Raw genomic sequence first — 18,296 nt, 5'->3', positions numbered from 1 at the left:
TCGAGTGTCTCCGACATCAGTCGGTCCTTCCTGCCGAACCCTCAAGTTCAGCCGATCGAACCGAGATCAAGATCCGCCGTTATCCCGACACTCCCCCTCTTCGAGACGGACGCCGCTACGAACCTACGTGAGAGTCTTTGTGGGAACCCTCTAAGAGTGATGTCTCACAACAAATCACGTGAGGAGCGGTGCTCAGGTATCGGCTCTGCTGAGAAGTGTTTCGGTGAGGGTGGCGAGGCGGTGGGCGTTCGCCGGATCGAGGGTGGGTAGCGAGAGGGGGAGGAGATGGCCGCGGTCGAGGGCGGTGAGGGGCTGTGCGGGCGGGGCGTCGACGAAGGCGTGGATGGGGTGGATTGCCGCGGAGATCGGCTGGGCCGAGATTCGGGCCAGGATTCGAAGGAGAGTTCTGGTGACGGCGTTCAGGCTGGAGAGGTCGCCGCTGCGGGTGAATCCGGGGTGGTAGAGGACGAATCGCACTGTGTTGCCAGCGGTTTCGTCGTAGGTGACACCCAGTAGGTCGTTGGCGCGACCGGCCTGCAACTGGGCGCGTATTGCGCTGTAGCCATGCGTCAGTTGGGGGTCGTCCCAGTTGATCGCGCCCTTGGTGACGCCGACTCCGGCGATGCTCACGATCACCGGGGTAGCGCTGCGCTCCAGTAGCGGAGTCAGCCTCTGCGACAGTAGATATCGGCTCAGGTAGTAGAGCTGCGCCAGCCGCTCCAGGGCGAACGCACGGCCCATACCGTCCGTACCTCCGCTGACGACAATGGTTTTGGACATTGTTCCTCCGCTACTCTCGGGTCGTACCTCGATCCTCGGCAACGACTGACAGTTGCGAAAGTAGGCACTTTCATGTCCGATACGCACACGAATGTGCCCTCGATGGTCGCGACGGAGCTCCCCGCACGAGTACCGGCCGCCGAACACGAGGCCTGCCCGGTCACCGATGTGCTGCGGCGGGTAGGCGACAAATGGAGTGTGCTGATACTGGCGCTGCTCGGCAGGCGCACCTACCGCTTCAACGAACTGCACCGCTCGATCGAGGGCATCAGCCAGCGCATGCTCACCCGCACCCTGCGCTCACTCGAACAAGACGGCCTGGTCACCCGCACCGTATTCCCCACGGTCCCAACCACAGTCGAATACAGCCTCACCCCCCTCGGTGAAACCCTCCTCACCCCCCTCTCAGCCCTGGCCGACTGGGCGGTCACCCACAGCCCCGCCTTCACCGCCGCCCGCCACTCCGGAACCGCCGACAACTGACCCCGGGTGCTCCCGCAGCCAGCGAAGCACTTCCTCGGCATGCTGATCAGGCGGAAAAACCGGGTAGAAGACGTGCTCGATCACCCCGCTGTGGACAATGAGCGTCATGCGCTTATAGAGCGACACACCGTCGACGTCGAAGGTCGGAATCGAAAGCGCCTTTGCCAGATGCAGTTCCGGATCGGCCAGCATCGAGAACGGCAAATGCAGCCGTTCGACAACTTCACGCTGATACGTCGACTCCTGACTGGACAGCCCGAAAACACGCTGTGCGCCCGCGGCTACCAACTCCCGGTAGTGATCACGAAAGTCGCACGCCTCGGCGGTGCACCCGCGGGCCCCCGGTATGGCATTCCACCCGGCGGGAAGCTCGATATCGGGACGACCGGTCATCGGATAGAGATAAACGACGGTCCGGCCGGTGACCATCATTCCGAGATCAATGGTCACCTTATCGGTGCTGTCGAGAATGAGCGACGGCATGCGCAGGCCGGGAAGATGCGCTGCCGCACCGTCATCCGCCGGTACCGGCAGGTCCGGGGGCAATGTCTGCAGTTCCGGGGCGGGTTCAGGTGTTTGACCGATGCTCACGGACGAAACGTAGCGCCTGCCCCCAGGGCGAGGTCAACCCATACTGCGAGGGCCGTAGTGGTTGCGGGGGCCGAAGCGGCGGCCGCGCAGGACTACGAAGAACAGCAGGGGGAAGATGAAGAAGGGGACGATATGGGTTGCTATGACGAAGGCTGTTGCGAAGGCGAGGACGCCTACCAGGCCGATTGCGGGGAGTAGTAGGCGCGGGTCGCGGCGGGGTCGGGGGACCGGCGGGGTTGGGGCGGGTGCCGGTTGGGGTAGGTCGGCGAACAGGATGGTCAGTTCGTCGGTGGTTTTGGCGGCGTAGGCGCGGCCTACGCGGTCGTCGTATTCGTCGAGGTCCAGACGGCCGGCGGCGAAATGCCTACCGAGTGCCTCGGCCGCTTGTTCACGCTCTGCCGTGCCGACGCGCACGGCGGGCGGCCCGAATACCGCAGGGCTGAAATCGGTCATATCAACCTTCTCACCGGGGAACCAATGACGCTGTCAACCACAGTAGGCCGATTTTCGGTGGTTGGCCTGCGCCCCTGGACGTATAGCGACCTACATCCGGAGGCGTACTCGCACCGGGCCGGTTCACGCGGCGCGGAACGCTTTGTCGCCGACGCGGCCGGGGTCGGTGATGTGGGAGAGGAACAGGCGAGCGGTGGGCGGCGGTGTACGGGTGGTGACAACGTGCCAGGGGCGGCTGAGGGGCGTTCCGTCTATGGGGAGAACTTCCAGACGCCGGCCGACCAGATCGTTTTCGACGGCATCGGTGTGAATGAGGGTGATGCCCAAACCTTCTCGAGCAGCCGCGAGAGCTGCGCCATGGGTGCCGAGAGTCAGTGTCGGCGGCCGTATTTGGAGCCGATCGAAGAGTGCGAGGGTGGTGTCACGGGTGCCGGAGCCGGTGCCGCGCAGGAGCCAGGTGGCTTCGGAAGGGTCCGGCCAGAGCCCGGGTGCGCCGACGACCACCAGTTGGGAGGGTCTGCGAGCGCGTGTCACCAGCCCGGCCTCTCGTGGTGGGCGACCCGCCACCACGAGATCTGTTTCGTGGTGCGTCAATTCGACAAAGAGCACATCGCGCGGCTGGATGGAGAACCCCAATTCGATGTCGGGGTAGCGGTTTCGGAACGAGGCCATCAGGCGCAGGAGGACGAACTCACCGGCGGTGGCGACCACCCCGATGCGCAGCCGACCGGTTTCGGCGGCCCGGACCGCGGCGTGGGCCTCCTTCATCAACCCGAGAATGCTGCGGCAGTAATCGGCGTAGACGCGGCCGGCTTCGGTGAGTGCGATACCCCGGCCGGATTTGGCTATGAGCTTAGCGTCCAACTGCTTTTCGATGTGTGAAACGGCCGCGGAGGCAGCGGCTTCGGTGATGTGCAACTGCGCGGCCGCCCGGCGGATGCTGCTGTGGCGGGCGACCGCGAGGAAGGTTTCCATGCGGACCGCGCTCACAGTACCCATCATCAAACGGTAGCAAACACGACGAAATGGTTGAGGGAGACGAGAAACAATCGAATTGTTTGTCGATAACTCTGCCGTCATCCTGGGAATCGCAAGTGGCCCAACCCAGTTCGCAGGAGGAATGATGGCCGGATCTGTGGACGATCGAGACGGTGCACGCGGCAGATGGGATCCCGGCGTGCAGACCTACGCGTCGATGGGATACTACGCGCCCGATTATCAGCCCAAGGACACCGATGTGCTGGCGGTGTTCCGGGTGACCCCGCAACCGGGGGTCGATCCCATCGAGGCCTCGGCGGCGGTGGCGGGCGAATCCTCCACTGCCACATGGACGGTCGTCTGGACCGATCGCCTCACCGCGCACGAGCGCTATCAAGCCAAGTGCTACCGGGTCGACGAGGTGCCGGGCCGGCCGGGGGAGTACTTCGCCTACGTCGCCTACGATCTCGACCTCTTCGAGGAGGGTTCGATCACCAATCTGACCTCCTCGGTCATCGGCAATGTATTCGGATTCAAACCGCTGCAGGCATTGCGCCTGGAGGATATGCGGATTCCCGTGGCATACGTGAAGACTTTTCAGGGTCCCCCGCACGGAATCGTTATGGAACGGGAACACCTGAATAAATACGGTCGACCGTTGCTCGGCGCCACGGTGAAACCGAAACTCGGTCTCTCCGCACGCAACTACGGTCGCGTAGTATACGAAGCCTGTAAGGGCGGACTGGATTTCACCAAGGACGACGAGAACATCAACTCGCAGCCGTTCATGCGCTGGCGTGATCGCTACCTGTTCGCCATGGAGGGCGTCAACCGCGCCATCGCCGATACCGGCGAGCTGAAGGGGCATTATCTGAATGTCACCGCCGCCGACATGGAGGATATGTACGAGCGCGCCGAGTTCGCCAAATCCCTTGGCAGCGTGATCATCATGATGGATCTGACGGTCGGCTACACCGCCATGCAGTCCATGTCGAAGTGGGCACGCCGCAATGGCATGCTGCTGCACCTGCATCGCGCCGGGCACTCCACCTACACGCGGCAGAAGACGCACGGGGTGAGCTTCCGGGTGCTGGCGAAATGGTGCCGGCTGATCGGCGTCGATCATCTGCACGCGGGCACCGTCATCGGCAAGCTCGAAGGTGACCCGCACACCGTCAAGGGTTTCTACGACACGTTGCGCGACAACCACATTCCCGCGAATCCGCGCAATGGCATCTTCTTCGACCAGGACTGGGCGAGCCTGCCCGGTGTCCTGCCGGTCGCCTCCGGCGGCATTCACGCCGGGCAAATGCACCAGCTGCTGGACCTGTTCGGCGACGATGTGTGCCTGCAGTTCGGCGGCGGCACCATCGGACATCCGATGGGCATCGCCGCGGGCGCGGAGGCCAATCGCGTCGCCCTGGAGGTGGTGGTGAAGGCCCGCAACGAGGGTCGCGATCTGCTCAAGGAGGGCCCGGACGTGCTGCGCCGTGCCGCCGAGACCAATCGCCCGCTCGCGGTCGCGCTGAAGACCTGGGGTGACGTCACCTTCGAGTACACCTCGACCGACGCCCCCGATGCCGTGCCGACGTCCACTCGCTGAACGCCCTCTCTTACGAAAGACAGGTAACCGCAATGCATCTGCGTCACGGCACCTTCTCGCACCTTCCGGATTTCACCGACGCCGATATCGCCGCTCAGGTGCGCTACGCACTGCTCAACAACTGGCCGGTCTCCATCGAATACTCCGACGATCCGCATCCGCGGAATATGTACTGGGAGATGTGGGGCCTGCCGCTGTTCGATCTCGATGAGCCCGACGGCGTGCTCGCCGAGATCAATGCCTGCCGGGCGACGTTCCCGCGCCACTACATTCGCATCACCGCCTATGACGCGACGTACGGGCGGCAGACCACGGCGCTGAGCTTCCTCGTGCAGCGCCCGGCGGACGAGCCCGGATTCCGCCTCGACCGCACCGAGGGCGTCGACCGCACCCAGCGCTACGGCTTCCATCCGTACGCCCTGGATGTTCGCCCCGGCGAACGCTACAGCGGCTGAACGGGTTTCGGCAGTGAGCACACAGCGCCCGGCAGCGCCCGGTGTCCGCGCACCTGCAGCCGGACACCAGGCGAACGGGTTTCAGATGCATCGGCCCGGGGCCACGAGCTCCGGTCCGGTGCCCGGGTCGGCCGGCGGTCCCGGACCGGAGGACACGGCGGCCGACCTCCTCGCCGACGACGCCCTGCTGGATCTGTCCAGCGATGTCGCGGGCAAGGATGTCGAGGACACCCTCAGCAGGCTCGATGCCGAGCTGGTGGGATTGGCGAACGTCAAACGCCGGGTGCGGGAGATCGCATCCCTGCTGCTCATCGATCGCGCCCGGGAGCGTTTCGGCCTGCAGGCCACCCGGCCGACCATGCATATGAGCTTCACGGGCGGGCCCGGCACCGGGAAGACCACGGTGGCCCTGCGCATGGCCGAGATGCTGCACGCGCTCGGCTATATCCGGAAACCCAAGGTGCACACCGTCACCCGCGACGATCTGGTCGGCCAGTTCATCGGCCACACCGCGCCGAAGACCAAGGAGGCCCTCGCCAAAGCCGCCGGGGGCGTCCTGTTCATCGATGAGGCCTACTACCTGTTCCGGCCCGAGAACGAGCGCGACTACGGGCAGGAGGTCATCGAAATCCTGCTGCAGGAGATGGAGAACGAGCGCACCAGCATGGTGGTGATCTTCGCCGGCTATCCGGACCGCATGGAGACGTTCTTCTCCGCGAATCCGGGCCTGTCCTCACGGGTGGCGCATCACATCGAGTTCCCCGACTACACCCACGACGAACTCCTGGCCATCTCCCAACTCATGGTGGCCCAGGAGAACTTCTCCTTCGATGATGCTGCCACGCAGGCGTTTTCGCGCTACCTCGAACTGCGCATGACCCGCCCCCGCTTCGCCAATGCCCGCAGCGTGCGCAATGCCCTCGAACGCTGCCGCCTGCGCCAGGCCAAACGCCTCGTCGAATTGCACCGGCCGCTGAGCCGCACCGATCTGATCACGCTGACCGACAACGACGTCTACGGCAGCAGCGTGTTCGCGGACGCCCCCACAGCGGAGGTGTCAGCCCAGTGAGGAAATGAGCAGGCGTATGCCCGAAGGTATGAAGACACTCACCCGCTACACCATCGAGCAGGAGCATCGGCATCCCGGATCCTCCGGGGAGTTCTCGGCGCTGCTGAATGTGCTGGCCACGGCCACCAAAATCATTGCCAACCAGGTGATGCGGGGTGCGGTCGTGGGCTCGCTCGGCTCGTATGACGCCGATAATCTGCCGGTGACGGTGCATCGGAGGATGGATGCCATCGCACACGACATCATGGTGTCGGAAAGTCAGTGGAGTGGGCCGCTGTCGGCGCTGGTGTCCGAGCAGATGAGCGGATTCCATGCCGCGCCCGCGGAGGTCCGGCGGGGGAAGTATCTGCTGGCCTTCGATCCGCTGGACGGGTCCAGCAATATCGATGTGAACCTGCCGGTGGGAACGATCTTCAGTGTGCTGCGGGCGCCGGAGGACGGGCGGGCGGCCGCGGCGGAGGACTTCCTGCAACCGGGCGTGCAGCAGGTGTGCGCGGGATTCACGCTGTACGGTCCGGCGACCATGCTGGTGCTCACCACCGGGAACGGAGTGGACGGGTTCACCCTGGATCGGGAGGTGGGGGCCTTCGTACTCACCCATCCGCGCATGCGAATCCCGGACGACACTTCGGGTTTCGCGATCAATGCCGCCAATGAGCGGTTCTGGGAACGCCCGGTGCGCCGCTATGTGCACGAGGCGCTGCAGGGCGTCGAAGGCCCGCGCGGGCGGGATTTCAATATGCGCTGGGTGGCCTCCCTGGTGGCCGATACCTTCCACATCCTCACTCGCGGTGGGCTTTACATGTATCCGCGCGACACCCGGCACCCGGCTCGCCCCGGCCGGGTGTCACTGCTCTACGGCGCCAACCCGATCGCCTTCATTGTCGAACAGGCCGGCGGGGCCGCCACCACCGGACACGAACGGGTACTGCAGGTGCAGCCGGGGGAGCTGCACCAGCGGATCCCGTTCATCTTCGGCTCGCGCAACGAGGTCGAGCGCATCGAGCGCTATCACACCGAACCGGACGAGGGTCCCATTTTCGACGCCTCACTGTTCGGCAGTCGCTCGCTGTTCCGCTCGGCAGGGCGCTGATCCGGCGCGAAATCCGCTGTCCGGCAATCGAGGAGGTGCCATGTCGGTCAAACATCCCGTCGTCGCGATCACCGGATCTTCCGGTGCGGGGACGACCAGCGTCACGCGGACCTTTCAGGAGATATTCCGCCGCGAGGGCATCAATGCGGCCATCGTGGAAGGGGATTCGTTCCACCGGTTCGACCGCAATGCCATGCAGCTGGCCATGGCGGAGGCGGAGCAGACCAATAATTCGCAGTTCTCGCACTTCGGGCCGGAGGCGAACCTGCTCGGTGAGCTCGAAACGCTCTTCCGTGACTACGGGGAGACCGGAGTCGGGCCGGTGCGCCGGTATCTGCACGACGATGCCGAAGCCAAACCCTATGGGCAGCCGCCGGGGACATTCACACCGTGGGAGGAGCTGCCGCCGGGCAGTGACCTGCTGTTCTACGAGGGATTGCACGGTGCGGCCGTCACCGAGGGCATCGATGTCGGCCAGTACACCGATCTGCTGGTCGGTGTGGTGCCCATCATCAATCTGGAGTGGATTCAGAAGGTGCACCGGGACAAGACCGAACGCGGCTACTCCAGCGAGGCGATCATCGACACCATCCTGCGCCGCATGCCCGACTATGTGAACCACATTTGCCCGCAGTTCTCCCGGACCTATGTGAACTTCCAGCGGGTGCCGACGGTGGACACCTCCAACCCGTTCACCACCCGCAGCATTCCGACCGCGGACGAGAGTTTCGTGGTGATCCGCTTCGCCGATCCGAAGGTGATCGACTTCCCGTATTTGCTGTCCATGCTGCACGACTCGTTCATGTCGCGGCCCAACAGCGTGGTGGTGCCGGGCGGGAAGATGGATCTGGCCATGCAGCTGATCTTCACGCCGCTGATTCTTCGCCTGATGGACAAGCGGCCCAAACGACTGCGCTGACAATGATTTCCGGAGACAAAGAACCGGCGGCCGCCCCGTAGGGACGGCCGCCGGAAAGGGAGGCGGAACTCAGAAAGCGCTCGGAAGCCTGCCCGCGCCGCTCTTCACCTGGAAGGCGGAGATGACTTCGAAGATTCCGATGAAGATCAACCACCAGCCTGCCACCAGCGTCAGTGCGACGATGGAGTGGAACGGCGCCGCGATCAGCCAGCCACCACCGATGACCAGCACGATGCCGAAGAAGATCGCCCAGCCGCGGCCGGGCATGCCGTCGAGCGACAGCCCGGTGATCAGTGTGCTCACACCGCGGAAGATCCAGCTGATGCCGATCCAAATGGCCAGCAGCAGAACCGCTGTCGCTTCACCCTGGTCCCGCCAATTGTGGAAGCACAGGAAACCCAGGACGAGCGTCAGAATGGCGGTGATGAAACTCAGAATCCGCATTCCCGCGCTGAGGTGAACGGCGAATGCGGCAATGAGCTGGAAGAAGCCGGATACAACAAGATAGATGCCGAAAAGTACGCCCGCGACAAGAATTGTCTTACCGGGCCAGGCGAGGATGATGATACCCAGCACCACCGAGAGGAGGCCGGTCACCAGGATCGACTGCCACGCACTTCGGGCCAGAGCGTGGACCGGCCCTTCGGAAACTTCCTCTTTGGTTGTCATGCTCGAGAGAATATGCCCAGTTCGGGCGATTTGCGGTGTATTTGCCCGGTGTGGTGCCGGGTTGTGATGGTTACGCCACGCCGTCGCCTCGGCGTTTCGGCTTGTGGTGCACCCAGCGCGGATCGACCCACCACGTATAAGCCGCGACGATTGCCGATCCCGCGAGCGCGGCGTCGAGCATGTTCGATCCGTCGACAACCAAGCTGACCAGGCCGCCGATGAGCGCACCGATCGCGAACGAGACGTACTGCACCGCATAGCCGAGCCAGTCGCGCACCGTCCCGCCGCCGGCGACGTGCCGCTCCAGGCCCTGCGCGAATTTGACCAGGGTTCCGGTCACGTAACTGACCGGAATCGACACCTCACCGTTCTTCACGAACGAGGTATTCAGTGCGCCCATACCGAAGGCCACGAACAGGATCTGCAGCAGGCCGATTCCGCGATCGCCCACAATATCGTCGGTGACCGCCGCGCAGAGCAGTGCGAAAGTGGTCAGCATCGTCGCACCGTGCGGATGATTGCGCCACCAGAAACGGCGGCACAGTGAAGCCACGAACACACCCAGCAGGAAGGAGACGATGAGCATCGCGGCACCCTTGGCGAGGGTGTGATCACCGGAGAAATTACCGATGACCGCGCGCTCGGTATTGCCGGTCATGAAGGTGACGAAGTATCCGGCGGAATGGGTATAGGCAGCCGCGCCGATATATCCGGCCAGGATCGACAGAACCGAGGACAGGCGCATCTCCAGATCCCAGAAGGGGCCGGGCAAGACATCCTCGGTGGGGGTCATGGCAACAGGCTAGCAATCGAACAGCGGCTGTCGAGGGAGGTGAAGTCGAGCCCCCGATCGCCCAGGGGATCACCATCCGGCGGCTGCGGTACAGTACTGATGTTAACCGGAATTCACATCCGGTTGGGCAGGCACGAAGAAGGAGAAGCCATGACCTCCGCCGTCATCGTAGACGTCGTCCGCACTCCCTCCGGTAAGGGGAAATCCGGTGGTGGACTGTCGGAAGTACATCCCGCCACGCTGCTCTCCGGGGTGCTGGAAGCGCTCATCGCCCGCACCGGCCTCGACCCCGCGCTCGTCGACGATGTGATCGGCGGTTGTGTCACGCAGAGCGGCGAGCAGGCATTCAATATTTCGCGAACCGCAGTGCTCGCGGCAGGTTTTCCCGATGCGGTCCCCGCCACTACCGTGGACCGGCAGTGCGGATCCTCACAGCAGGCCGCGCACTTCGCCGCCCAGGGCGTCATTGCCGGGGCCTATGACATCGCCATCGCCTGCGGCGTGGAATCCATGTCCCGGGTACCGATGTTCTCCAATGCGCAGGGCAAGGACGCCAATCGCGGGCCCATCGCGCACCGCTACCCCGATGGTCTTGTGCAGCAAGGCATTGCGGCCGAGGTGATCGCCGCGCGCTGGAAGTTCGACCGCGCCGCACTCGACGAATTCGCGGCCCGCTCGCACCAGTTGGCCGCTGCGACAGCCGCATCCGGTGGTTTCGACAATGAAATCGTCCCCGCCGGAATGCTGACCGCCGACGAGACCATTCGACCCACCACCAGCGTCGAAGGCCTGGCCGGGTTGAAGCCCGCGTTCGCGGATGCCGAGTTCAAGGCGCGCTTCCCCGAAATCGACTGGTCGATCACGCCCGGCAACTCCTCACCGCTGAGCGACGGCGCGTCCGCGGCGCTGATCATGAGTGAGGAGAAGGCCGCACAGCTCGGCCTGAAGGCCCGCGCCCGCTTCCACTCCTTCTCGGTCGTCGGCGACGACCCGCTGCTCATGCTGACGGCCGTCATCCCCGCCACCCGCAAGGTCCTCGCCCGCGCCGGGTTGACCATCGACGATATCGATGCCTACGAGGTCAACGAGGCCTTCGCCCCGGTCCCGCTGGTCTGGGCACACGAACTCGGCGCCGACCTCACCAAACTCAACCCCCGCGGCGGCGCCATCGCCCTCGGCCACCCGCTCGGCGCCTCCGGCGGCCGCATCCTCGCCACCATGCTCAACCACCTCGAGCAGACCGGCGGCCGTTACGGCCTCATGACCATGTGCGAAGCCGGCGGCCTCGCCAACGCCACCATCATCGAACGCCTCTGACGAATCCGGATCCCGTGCGCCGCAAGAATATCCCTGCGGCGCACGCAGGCAGGCGCTACAGCGTCACCCGCCCGCGATCTCTAACCGCCGGTCGGAAACCACTGCCATCCGGCGCCACCGTTGTCGATGCAAATCCAGCTCTGCCCGTCGGGAGACAAAATCTGTTCCTGATCGTTGGACGGACCACAAGGTTGCGATGGATAGGTGGCCTTGACGATATGAACGGCAGCCTGCTCGGGGACCGCCGCCGAAGCGGCCGCAGGCGCCGCCAAGACAACGGCCGCAAGACCGACGGCCGCGATCATCGGTCGGCTCACACCCCGGACAGCCGAAATCAGACGATTGCTCATAGAATTCCCTCCCGAAATTCGCAAGGCCCCAACGTCTTTCGACCCTGCGCCTTCGACTATGCCACGAACCCCGCCCGCTCGGTAGCGACAACTCTCGTCACGGTGTGCATCCCGAGCACCGCCGACTTCTCGTCACCCGCCCGGCGTGGCGCAGGTTGCAGGCCGGAGTTCTGGCGTGATAGCAACGCGAGAACGACGGAAGGCGGTTGCGGGCTTGGTTGTGCGGGTTTCGTGGGATCAGGTGTTCGCCTGGCGGATGGGGCGGCAGTTCGTCGATGCTCCGGGTGCTTCGGATGCCGTCGAGGTGGCGGCGCGGTTGGCGGGCGTGCAGGCGCAGGTGACGTCGGCGGCGGAGACCGCTGTGGCTCTGCGCAGTGCGGCGGGCACCCCGGGGGCGGTGGTCCGGGCGCTGGGCGAGCGGAAGCTGGTCAAGACGTGGGCTATGCGGGGCACGCTGCATGCGTTGACGCCGGATATCGCGGCTGCGGCGCTATCGCTGATGGGGTCGGCTCGGACGTGGGAGAAGCCCTCGTGGGCAAAGACTTTCGGTGCTACGCCGGAGGATGTCGCCGCACTGGTCGAGGCGGTGGGGGAGATACTCGGCGGGGCGGTGCTGACTCGGGACGAGCTGGTGTCGGCGATTGTGGCCGAGCCGCGGTTTCATCCGCTCGCGGAGCAGTTGCGATCCGGATGGGGTGCGGTGCTCAAGCCGCTCGCCTGGCAGGGCGCGCTGTGTCATGGACCGGTGGATGGAAGTACGGTGACGTTCTCCAGTCCGGCACATCTGATTCCCAAGTGGACGGGCCTTCCTGATCCTGATGCGGCCGCGCCCGTACTGATCACCGCGTATCTCGGCGCCTACGGACCGGCGACGCCGGAAGCCTTCGATGCCTGGCTGTCTCGCGGCAGTCTGCGGAAAACCGTACTGCGGCGGTTGTTCTCGGAGTTGGGCGACCGCTTGACCGAAGTCGACGTCGAAGGCCGGACCGGATATGTACTCACCGAGCACGTCGAAGATCTGACGGCCACCGCGCCCGCGCACTCGGTGCGGCTGCTGGGTTCGTTCGATCAATACGTGCTCGGTCCGGGGACCGGGGACAACGCACTGCTGTCCGCCGCGCATCGCGCCAAGGTCAGCCGCGCGGCCGGTTGGATCTCGCCGCTCGTGCTGGTCGACGGCCGGATCGCGGGGACCTGGGAGATCGTCGGCGATGAGCTGGTCGTAACCATGTTCGACGGCATGCCACCACCGCTACGCGCACTCGAGGCCGAGGCCGCGCATGTCGCGAGGGCTACTGGGATGTCTGCCCTGACAGTTCGCGGCTGACTCGGTTTTTCGTGCACTGGCGCTGAGCGGGCTACCCGCGCCGGATGTTCGGCAACAGTGCACGAAAACATCGCATTCGCCGACTACTCGGCCCTGGTCGGCAGCAGATCCGCAGACCGGGCCCCCGGCCCCAGGATCGGCTGAATATCGCGGCCGTGCAGCTGCTCGCCGCAGTCCGAGCACACCGGCTGCACCGTCATGGTGTGGCCGCACGCCTTGTGCACGGCCTCGATCGGCGGGCCGTCGGGGGCGGCCCAGGTGTCGCCCCACTGGCGCATGGCATTGACCACCGTCCAGAGTGAGCGGCCCTTTTCGGTGAGCTTGTAGTCGTAGCGGACCGGGTTGTCCTGGTAGGGCACTCTGTCCATGATTCCTTGGGCCACAAGGTATTCCAGGCGCTGGGTGAGCACGTTCCGGGCGATGCCCAGGCGCGAGCGGAAGTCGTCGAAGCGGGTGATGCCGAATAGCGCGTCTCGGATGATCAGGAGCGTCCACCATTCGCCCACGGCCTCCAGGCACTGGGCGATGGAGCAGTTCATGTCCTCGAAGCTCGTACGGCGCATGATCCGAGCATAGTCGGTTGCTTCATAGAACTCACTGCTCTATCGTCCGTCTCATGATGCAACTCACTAATCGTGTGGGTGGTCGGCTGATGAGGGAGAGCTCGTGAACAGCGTTGTGGTGGAGAAGGAGCAGCGAGCCGTCGACTCGCGGGTGGTGCTCGGCATTGTCGCCGTCGGCGTGCTGCTGTCGAGCCTGGATCTGTTCATCGTGAATGTGGCGCTGCCGGATATTGCGGCGGACTTCACCGGATCGAAGATCTCCGGGCTGTCGTGGGTGCTCAATGCGTACGCGATCGTGTTCGCGGCGCTGCTGGTGCCCGCGGGGCGACTGGGTGATCGCAGCGGAAACCGCCGCACCTTCCTGATCGGGCTCGCGGTCTTCATTCTCGGATCGGCGCTGTGCGCGGTGTCGTGGGATGTGGGTGCGCTGGTGGCATTTCGCGTGCTCCAGGCGGTGGGCGGGGCCATGCTGATCCCGGCTTCACTGGGGCTGGTGCTGGCGGCGACGCCGCCGGAGCGGCGGGCCGTGGCGGTGCGACTGTGGGTCGCGTTCGGTGGGCTCGGTGCGGCGCTGGGACCGGTATTCGGCGGTCTGCTCGTCGAAATCGATTGGCGCTGGGTGTTTCTGGTGAATGTGCCGATCGGCTTGATCGCGCTGGTGATCGGCTTGCGGCTACTGCCCGATCCGAGCGGCGACGGCGGCAGCCTGCCGGACGGCTTCGGCGCGCTCATGCTCGTGGGCTCGGTCGCGACATTCATCCTGGCGCTGGTGAAGGGCGAGGATTGGGGCTGGAGCTCCGCCCGCGTGATCGGCGCGTTCGCTGCCGCGGTGTGCTTCGCGATCGCCTTCGTGTGGTCCTCGCGCCGTCATCACAGCCCGGTGGTCGATCCGGCACTGCTGAAATTGCCGAATTTCGCTCTCATGCTGGCCAATTCGCTGCTGTTCAATATCGCGTTCGCGGGCATGCTGCTCTCGGTGGTGCTGTGGGCGCAGAACGTGTGGGGGTGGTCGGCGCTCCAGACCGGTCTGGCCATCGCACCCGGTCCGCTGGTCGTACCGTTCGTCGCGGTGCTGGCCGGACGGGTCATCGCCAAGTTGGGCGCGGGGCCGGTGATCGCGCTCGGCGGCATATTCTTCGCGGCCGGAATCCTCTGGTGGACAGCGAGTATCACGCTGGAGCCGAACTACGCCGGCGGTCTGCTGGGCGGCATGCTGCTGACCGGACTCGGCGTCGGCCTCACCATGCCGACCAGTTTCGCGGCAGGCACCGCCGGGTTGCCGCCGCAGCGCTTCGCCACCGGATCGGCGGTGCTGAGCATGGCAAAGCAGATCGGATTGGCTGTCGGCGTCGCGATTCTGGTCGCGGTGCTCGGCACGCCGGTCGGGCCGGCCGCGACGCTCACGGCATTCCAGCACGGCTGGTACGTCATTGCCGGGGCATCGGTGGCGGCCGGTGTGATCGGGCTGGCGGCCAGGCTGCCGCGGCCTGCTGCCGCCCCCGCCGAGTAGTCGGCATCGCGCCGGTGCCGGTGTCCCGCTGTGGGACACCGGCACCGGCGCGCATCAGACTGTGGGCGGGGGTTGGCACCAGGATTCTCAGGGCTGGACTCAGGGGTTGTCCCGATAGTCGGCGGGCCCGGGTCTACATACGGTCGATACATGCGAATTGCGCCGACGGTGACAGTGCTGGCCTTGCTTGCGGTGGCGGGATGTTCCTCCGTGAACACCGACAACTCACCCAAAGCCGTGACGAGTACGCCTGTCGCGGTGTCCGCGCATCGGGTCGACCAGGTGCGCGCCGATATCGACGCCATCGTGCGATCGGGTGTCCCGGGGGTGATCGCCACCCTCACCGAGAACGGTCAGACGGTGACACTCACCTCCGGTGTCGCCGATCGCGCCACCGCCGCACCGATTCCCATGTCGCCGCCGCAGGAAGTCCGGATCGGCAGCATCTCCAAGTCCTTCACCGCCTCGATCATCATGCAGTTGGTGACCGAGGGGAAGATCCGCCTGGACGAGCCAATCGATACCTACCTGCCCGGACTGCTCACCGGCAATGGCGTGGACGGCAAGGTGATCACCGTCCGCGAGATCCTGCAGCACCGCAGTGGCCTACCGGAATTCAGCGATGACCCGGAGGCCGACGAATACCGCGCCGCAGTGCAGGGCCGCACGCTGACGCCCCCGCAGGAGATCGCCCTCGCCCTGCGTCACCCCGCCCAGTTCAGCCCCGGCGCCCAGTTCAAGTACACCAACACCAATTTCATCGTCGCGGGCATGCTGATCGAAAAGGTCACCGGCAGGACGTATTCCGAAGAGCTGGCAGGCCGGATCACCACACCCAACCGGCTGACCGATACCTACCTGCCCGCCACCGGTGACACCGGCCTCCGTGGCCCGCACCCGCACGGATACGGGACCGTCAACGGCGTCGTCACCGACGAGACCCGGTCCGAGCCGTCCATTCCGTGGACGGCGGGCGCACTGATCTCCACCGGCTCCGACCTCAATCGCTTCTATCTGGCTCTGCTCGCGGGGCAGATCGTCGCAGCCCCGCAGCTGAAGGAGATGCTGTCGGGCGCGCCGATGCCGGGCGGTCCCTTCTACTACGGACTGGGAATCGGAAACACCGAACTCTCCTGCGGCGCACAGTACTTCGGCCATACCGGCGGTGTAGCCGGCTATGTCACCATTACCGGAGGCACCCGGGAAGGCCGCGCCGTGACGATCGCAATGACGTCATCTCCCGACCCGGCGCCGGACTCCATGGCCCTGCTGAGCCACGCCCTCTGCCCCTAGGTGCGGCGGTGGAGCTCGGCGGCGAGGGTGAGGAGTTCGGGCATATGCGCACCGTCCGTCGCCGCGAGGTCGACAGCCTCAGCCAGCGGGAGGGCGCGGACCTCCAGAATCTGTTCCGCGTCATCAGGATTGGTAGGGGAGCCGGTGAGAACGACATCGGCGGTGCACCAGAGCCAGGCTTTGCGAGGGTGCGGCTGCCAGGGCCGGTACGGCGCGGGGCGGTCGGTCACGGCATGGTGCGCGCCGATCCACCGCATCGGGCCGGCCAGTTCGGCCCCGGCCTCTTCGCGCAGCTCCCGGATGACGCACTCCAGCACCGACTCCGACGCCTCGCGCGTGCCACCCGGCACTATCCACACATCCCGATCGTCCCGGCACAGCACGATCCGATCCCCGACAAAACAGATGACATGAATATTGGTCACCAACTCATCCGCCGGCAATTCGGTCGAGAACTGGACGTCCAGCCCGCCCCATTCCCACCGGGCAGGCGTGTGCAGCAGCGGATACCGATCGGCAAGCGTCATGCCTCGACCGTAGCCGGAGTCCGCAACCGGAACGTGTTTCAGTATTGTTCCCCCATGGCCTTCGTGATCGACAACAGCGTGGAGATCGACGCACCCGCCGAGCTGGTTTGGCAGGTGCTCACCGACGTGGACAAATACGGCGAGTGGAACCCCTTCGTTCCGTCCTGCCAGACCACCCTCGAACCCGGCACCCCCATCGACATGCAGGTGCGCTTGGGCGGGAAGAACCCGCGCAAGCAGCGGGAATTCATCTACTCGCACACCCCGGGCAAGGAATTCAGCTACCGGATGAAGCCGGTACCGGGCCTGCTGCGCAGTCAGCGCCAGCACATCCTGACTCCGCTGGAGGACGGTCGCACCCTGTACGAATCGCACTTCTATATCGCGGGCCCCCTGAACCCGCTCGTCGGCGGATTGTTCGGCGGCGCCATGCGCAAGGGATTCGGCGGGATGACCGACGGACTCAAGAAGCGTGCCGAATCCCTGAACGCGGTGCGCGACTAGCTTATTCGCAGGCTACGCCGTCGCCGTTGCCGTCCAGTTGGAGTCGGTAACCCGGATCGTTGCGGCGTAGCGGGGCCTTTCCGGCGGCTCGCACCTCGTCACAGGTTTTGAAATAGACCGTGACGGTGCTGGTCGCCGGGGCGGCGGGAGTGGTTGCGCCGCAGGCGGAGAGCACTTTTGCCATGGCGTCGTGCTCGGGGCGGGTTATCCAGAGGCTGTAGACGGTCTTCACTTGGATCTGGCGGGCGACGTAGGTGCACTGGTAGTCCTTGCGGGGCGGGAGCCATTCCGCGGCATCGGAATCGCCCTTGCCCTGGTTGGTCGGGCCGTCGACGGCCTGGAGGTTGCGCGGGTCGTTGGCGAGGTTGCGGCGCTGTTCGGGGGAGAGTTGCTGAGCGCCGGTCATCCAGGCATTGCTCAGTGCCACAATGTGATCGATCTGGACGGCGGAGCTGGTGTCGCGGCCCTGCGTGAAGACGATGGTCTTGCCGGTGTAGACATCGGCCAGGGTGCCGGAGACGACCTTGCATTTCTCCTTGGGATCCACCGCCGGGGTCCGCAGATCCCGCTGCAGGATGTCATTGCGGGTGTCGCACCCATTGTGACCACCCGCGACGGCGACATCGTCGCTCCAGGCCAGGCCGAACTGCTCGCGGTTGTAATCCGTTTTGGGAGCACGGTTCTGGACCGGGAGGCGCTCCAGCAGCGACCGCGCCTGCATCACCTCATCGGTGGGCGGAGTCCTGGGGCCCGGTCTGTTCGTCAGCACCAGGGCGATGACGGTGACCAGTAGTAGCCCGGCAATAGCGAGGGGCAGCAACAACTTCCGGAGGCGCGATGGCTTTTTCTGCAACATGTCCGGAACACCGTGCCAATCCGGCGCCCGAAACAGCAAGTCGCACGGCGTGTTCGGAGACCGGTGTCACAGGCCCGCGAACGACAGTGGCGGGGGGGGGGGGGGCCGCGGGCGCCCCAGGGGGGAAAAAAAAGGGGGGGAGGTTGACGGCCCGCGCAGAGGG

The 18,296-nt window shown here is 65.3% G+C and carries 21 protein-coding genes; 11 read left to right on the top strand and 10 right to left on the bottom strand.

The annotated features are described in order from the left end of the window. Positions 1-192: 192 nt before the first annotated feature. On the bottom strand, positions 193-780 hold the full coding sequence (locus ABZX86_RS40105) for a hypothetical protein (RefSeq protein WP_355131695.1): 588 nt from the start codon (positions 778-780) through the stop codon (positions 193-195). Positions 781-852: 72 nt separating this feature from the next. On the opposite strand from ABZX86_RS40105, the gene ABZX86_RS40100 reads away from it, so the two are divergent. After that, complete coding sequence (locus tag ABZX86_RS40100; protein WP_355131693.1) at positions 853-1,263, top strand: helix-turn-helix domain-containing protein; 411 nt, start codon at positions 853-855, stop codon at positions 1,261-1,263. On the opposite strand, the gene ABZX86_RS40095 is transcribed toward ABZX86_RS40100, so the two are convergent. The 3 genes from ABZX86_RS40095 to ABZX86_RS40085 all read right to left on the bottom strand — a co-directional run bounded on the left by ABZX86_RS40095 (position 1,186) and on the right by ABZX86_RS40085 (position 3,306). Continuing rightward, entirely contained in the window at positions 1,186-1,854 is a 669-nt protein-coding gene (locus ABZX86_RS40095; protein ID WP_355131691.1) for a peroxiredoxin, read from the bottom strand. The genes ABZX86_RS40100 and ABZX86_RS40095 overlap by 78 nt on opposite strands. A 33-nt stretch (positions 1,855-1,887) precedes the next feature. Then, positions 1,888-2,307 (bottom strand): DUF1707 domain-containing protein, encoded by a 420-nt coding sequence (locus tag ABZX86_RS40090; RefSeq protein ID WP_355131689.1) that lies wholly within the window; start codon positions 2,305-2,307, stop codon positions 1,888-1,890. A 123-nt stretch (positions 2,308-2,430) separates the two neighbouring features. Further along, the gene (locus ABZX86_RS40085) at positions 2,431-3,306 is read right to left on the bottom strand and encodes a LysR family transcriptional regulator (protein WP_355131687.1); all 876 of its coding nucleotides are present in this window, start codon (positions 3,304-3,306) and stop codon (positions 2,431-2,433) included. 124 nt (positions 3,307-3,430) lie between these two features. Here ABZX86_RS40085 and ABZX86_RS40080 point away from each other — a divergent pair, with 124 nt between their 5' ends. The 5 genes from ABZX86_RS40080 to ABZX86_RS40060 all read left to right on the top strand — a co-directional run bounded on the left by ABZX86_RS40080 (position 3,431) and on the right by ABZX86_RS40060 (position 8,424). Beyond that, on the top strand, positions 3,431-4,888 hold the full coding sequence (locus ABZX86_RS40080; protein ID WP_355131685.1) for a form I ribulose bisphosphate carboxylase large subunit: 1,458 nt from the start codon (positions 3,431-3,433) through the stop codon (positions 4,886-4,888). Positions 4,889-4,920: 32 nt separating this feature from the next. Then, a complete protein-coding gene (locus ABZX86_RS40075; protein WP_355131683.1) occupies positions 4,921-5,343 on the top strand; it encodes a ribulose bisphosphate carboxylase small subunit in 423 nt (140 codons plus the stop codon). Between the two features lie 118 nt (positions 5,344-5,461). Next, entirely contained in the window at positions 5,462-6,412 is a 951-nt protein-coding gene (locus ABZX86_RS40070) for an AAA family ATPase (protein ID WP_355131681.1), read from the top strand. A 16-nt stretch (positions 6,413-6,428) separates the two neighbouring features. Then, positions 6,429-7,505: a class 1 fructose-bisphosphatase gene (locus ABZX86_RS40065; protein ID WP_355131679.1), complete on the top strand. Its 1,077-nt coding sequence runs from the start codon at positions 6,429-6,431 to the stop codon at positions 7,503-7,505. A gap of 40 nt (positions 7,506-7,545) precedes the next feature. Further along, positions 7,546-8,424 carry a phosphoribulokinase gene (locus ABZX86_RS40060; protein ID WP_297616995.1) on the top strand — a complete coding sequence of 293 codons (879 nt, stop codon included), beginning with the start codon at positions 7,546-7,548 and terminating at the stop codon, positions 8,422-8,424. Between the two features lie 69 nt (positions 8,425-8,493). Here ABZX86_RS40060 and ABZX86_RS40055 read toward each other — a convergent pair whose 3' ends face one another. Then, positions 8,494-9,093: a DUF308 domain-containing protein gene (locus ABZX86_RS40055; protein ID WP_327139484.1), complete on the bottom strand. Its 600-nt coding sequence runs from the start codon at positions 9,091-9,093 to the stop codon at positions 8,494-8,496. Positions 9,094-9,163: 70 nt separating this feature from the next. Next, the gene (locus ABZX86_RS40050) at positions 9,164-9,886 is read right to left on the bottom strand and encodes a YoaK family protein (protein ID WP_355131676.1); all 723 of its coding nucleotides are present in this window, start codon (positions 9,884-9,886) and stop codon (positions 9,164-9,166) included. A 150-nt stretch (positions 9,887-10,036) separates the two neighbouring features. On the opposite strand from ABZX86_RS40050, the gene ABZX86_RS40045 reads away from it, so the two are divergent. Next, positions 10,037-11,203, top strand: a complete 1,167-nt coding sequence (locus ABZX86_RS40045) for a thiolase family protein (RefSeq protein WP_355131674.1) — start codon at positions 10,037-10,039, stop codon at positions 11,201-11,203. 80 nt (positions 11,204-11,283) lie between these two features. Here ABZX86_RS40045 and ABZX86_RS40040 read toward each other — a convergent pair whose 3' ends face one another. Then, positions 11,284-11,553, bottom strand: a complete 270-nt coding sequence (locus ABZX86_RS40040) for a hypothetical protein (protein ID WP_355131672.1) — start codon at positions 11,551-11,553, stop codon at positions 11,284-11,286. 220 nt (positions 11,554-11,773) lie between these two features. Between ABZX86_RS40040 and ABZX86_RS40035 the strand changes: the two genes are divergently transcribed. Continuing rightward, positions 11,774-12,880, top strand: coding sequence for a winged helix DNA-binding domain-containing protein (locus ABZX86_RS40035; protein ID WP_355131697.1), 1,107 nt, complete (start codon positions 11,774-11,776; stop codon positions 12,878-12,880). A gap of 83 nt (positions 12,881-12,963) precedes the next feature. Here the strand turns inward: ABZX86_RS40035 and ABZX86_RS40030 are convergent, their stop codons facing one another. Then, a complete protein-coding gene (locus ABZX86_RS40030; RefSeq protein WP_355131670.1) occupies positions 12,964-13,443 on the bottom strand; it encodes a helix-turn-helix domain-containing protein in 480 nt (159 codons plus the stop codon). Between the two features lie 103 nt (positions 13,444-13,546). Between ABZX86_RS40030 and ABZX86_RS40025 the strand changes: the two genes are divergently transcribed. After that, entirely contained in the window at positions 13,547-14,953 is a 1,407-nt protein-coding gene (locus ABZX86_RS40025; RefSeq protein ID WP_355131668.1) for an MFS transporter, read from the top strand. Positions 14,954-15,103: 150 nt separating this feature from the next. Then, on the top strand, positions 15,104-16,246 hold the full coding sequence (locus tag ABZX86_RS40020) for a serine hydrolase domain-containing protein (protein ID WP_355131666.1): 1,143 nt from the start codon (positions 15,104-15,106) through the stop codon (positions 16,244-16,246). Here the strand turns inward: ABZX86_RS40020 and ABZX86_RS40015 are convergent. After that, positions 16,243-16,773: an NUDIX domain-containing protein gene (locus tag ABZX86_RS40015; RefSeq protein WP_355131664.1), complete on the bottom strand. Its 531-nt coding sequence runs from the start codon at positions 16,771-16,773 to the stop codon at positions 16,243-16,245. The two genes, ABZX86_RS40020 and ABZX86_RS40015, sit on opposite strands and share 4 nt — an antisense overlap. Before the next feature lie 54 nt (positions 16,774-16,827). Between ABZX86_RS40015 and ABZX86_RS40010 the strand changes: the two genes are divergently transcribed. After that, positions 16,828-17,277: an SRPBCC domain-containing protein gene (locus ABZX86_RS40010; protein ID WP_355131662.1), complete on the top strand. Its 450-nt coding sequence runs from the start codon at positions 16,828-16,830 to the stop codon at positions 17,275-17,277. 1 nt (position 17,278) lies between these two features. Here ABZX86_RS40010 and ABZX86_RS40005 read toward each other — a convergent pair whose 3' ends face one another. Next, a complete protein-coding gene (locus ABZX86_RS40005; protein WP_355131660.1) occupies positions 17,279-18,100 on the bottom strand; it encodes a DUF1524 domain-containing protein in 822 nt (273 codons plus the stop codon). Positions 18,101-18,296: the final 196 nt, after the last annotated feature.

It is taken from the genome of Nocardia sp. NPDC006630 (assembly GCF_040611495.1).
GTDB lineage: Bacteria > Actinomycetota > Actinomycetes > Mycobacteriales > Mycobacteriaceae > Nocardia.
The sequence above is the reverse complement of the archived record's forward strand: the minus strand, read 5'-3'. Positions and strand labels throughout refer to the sequence as shown.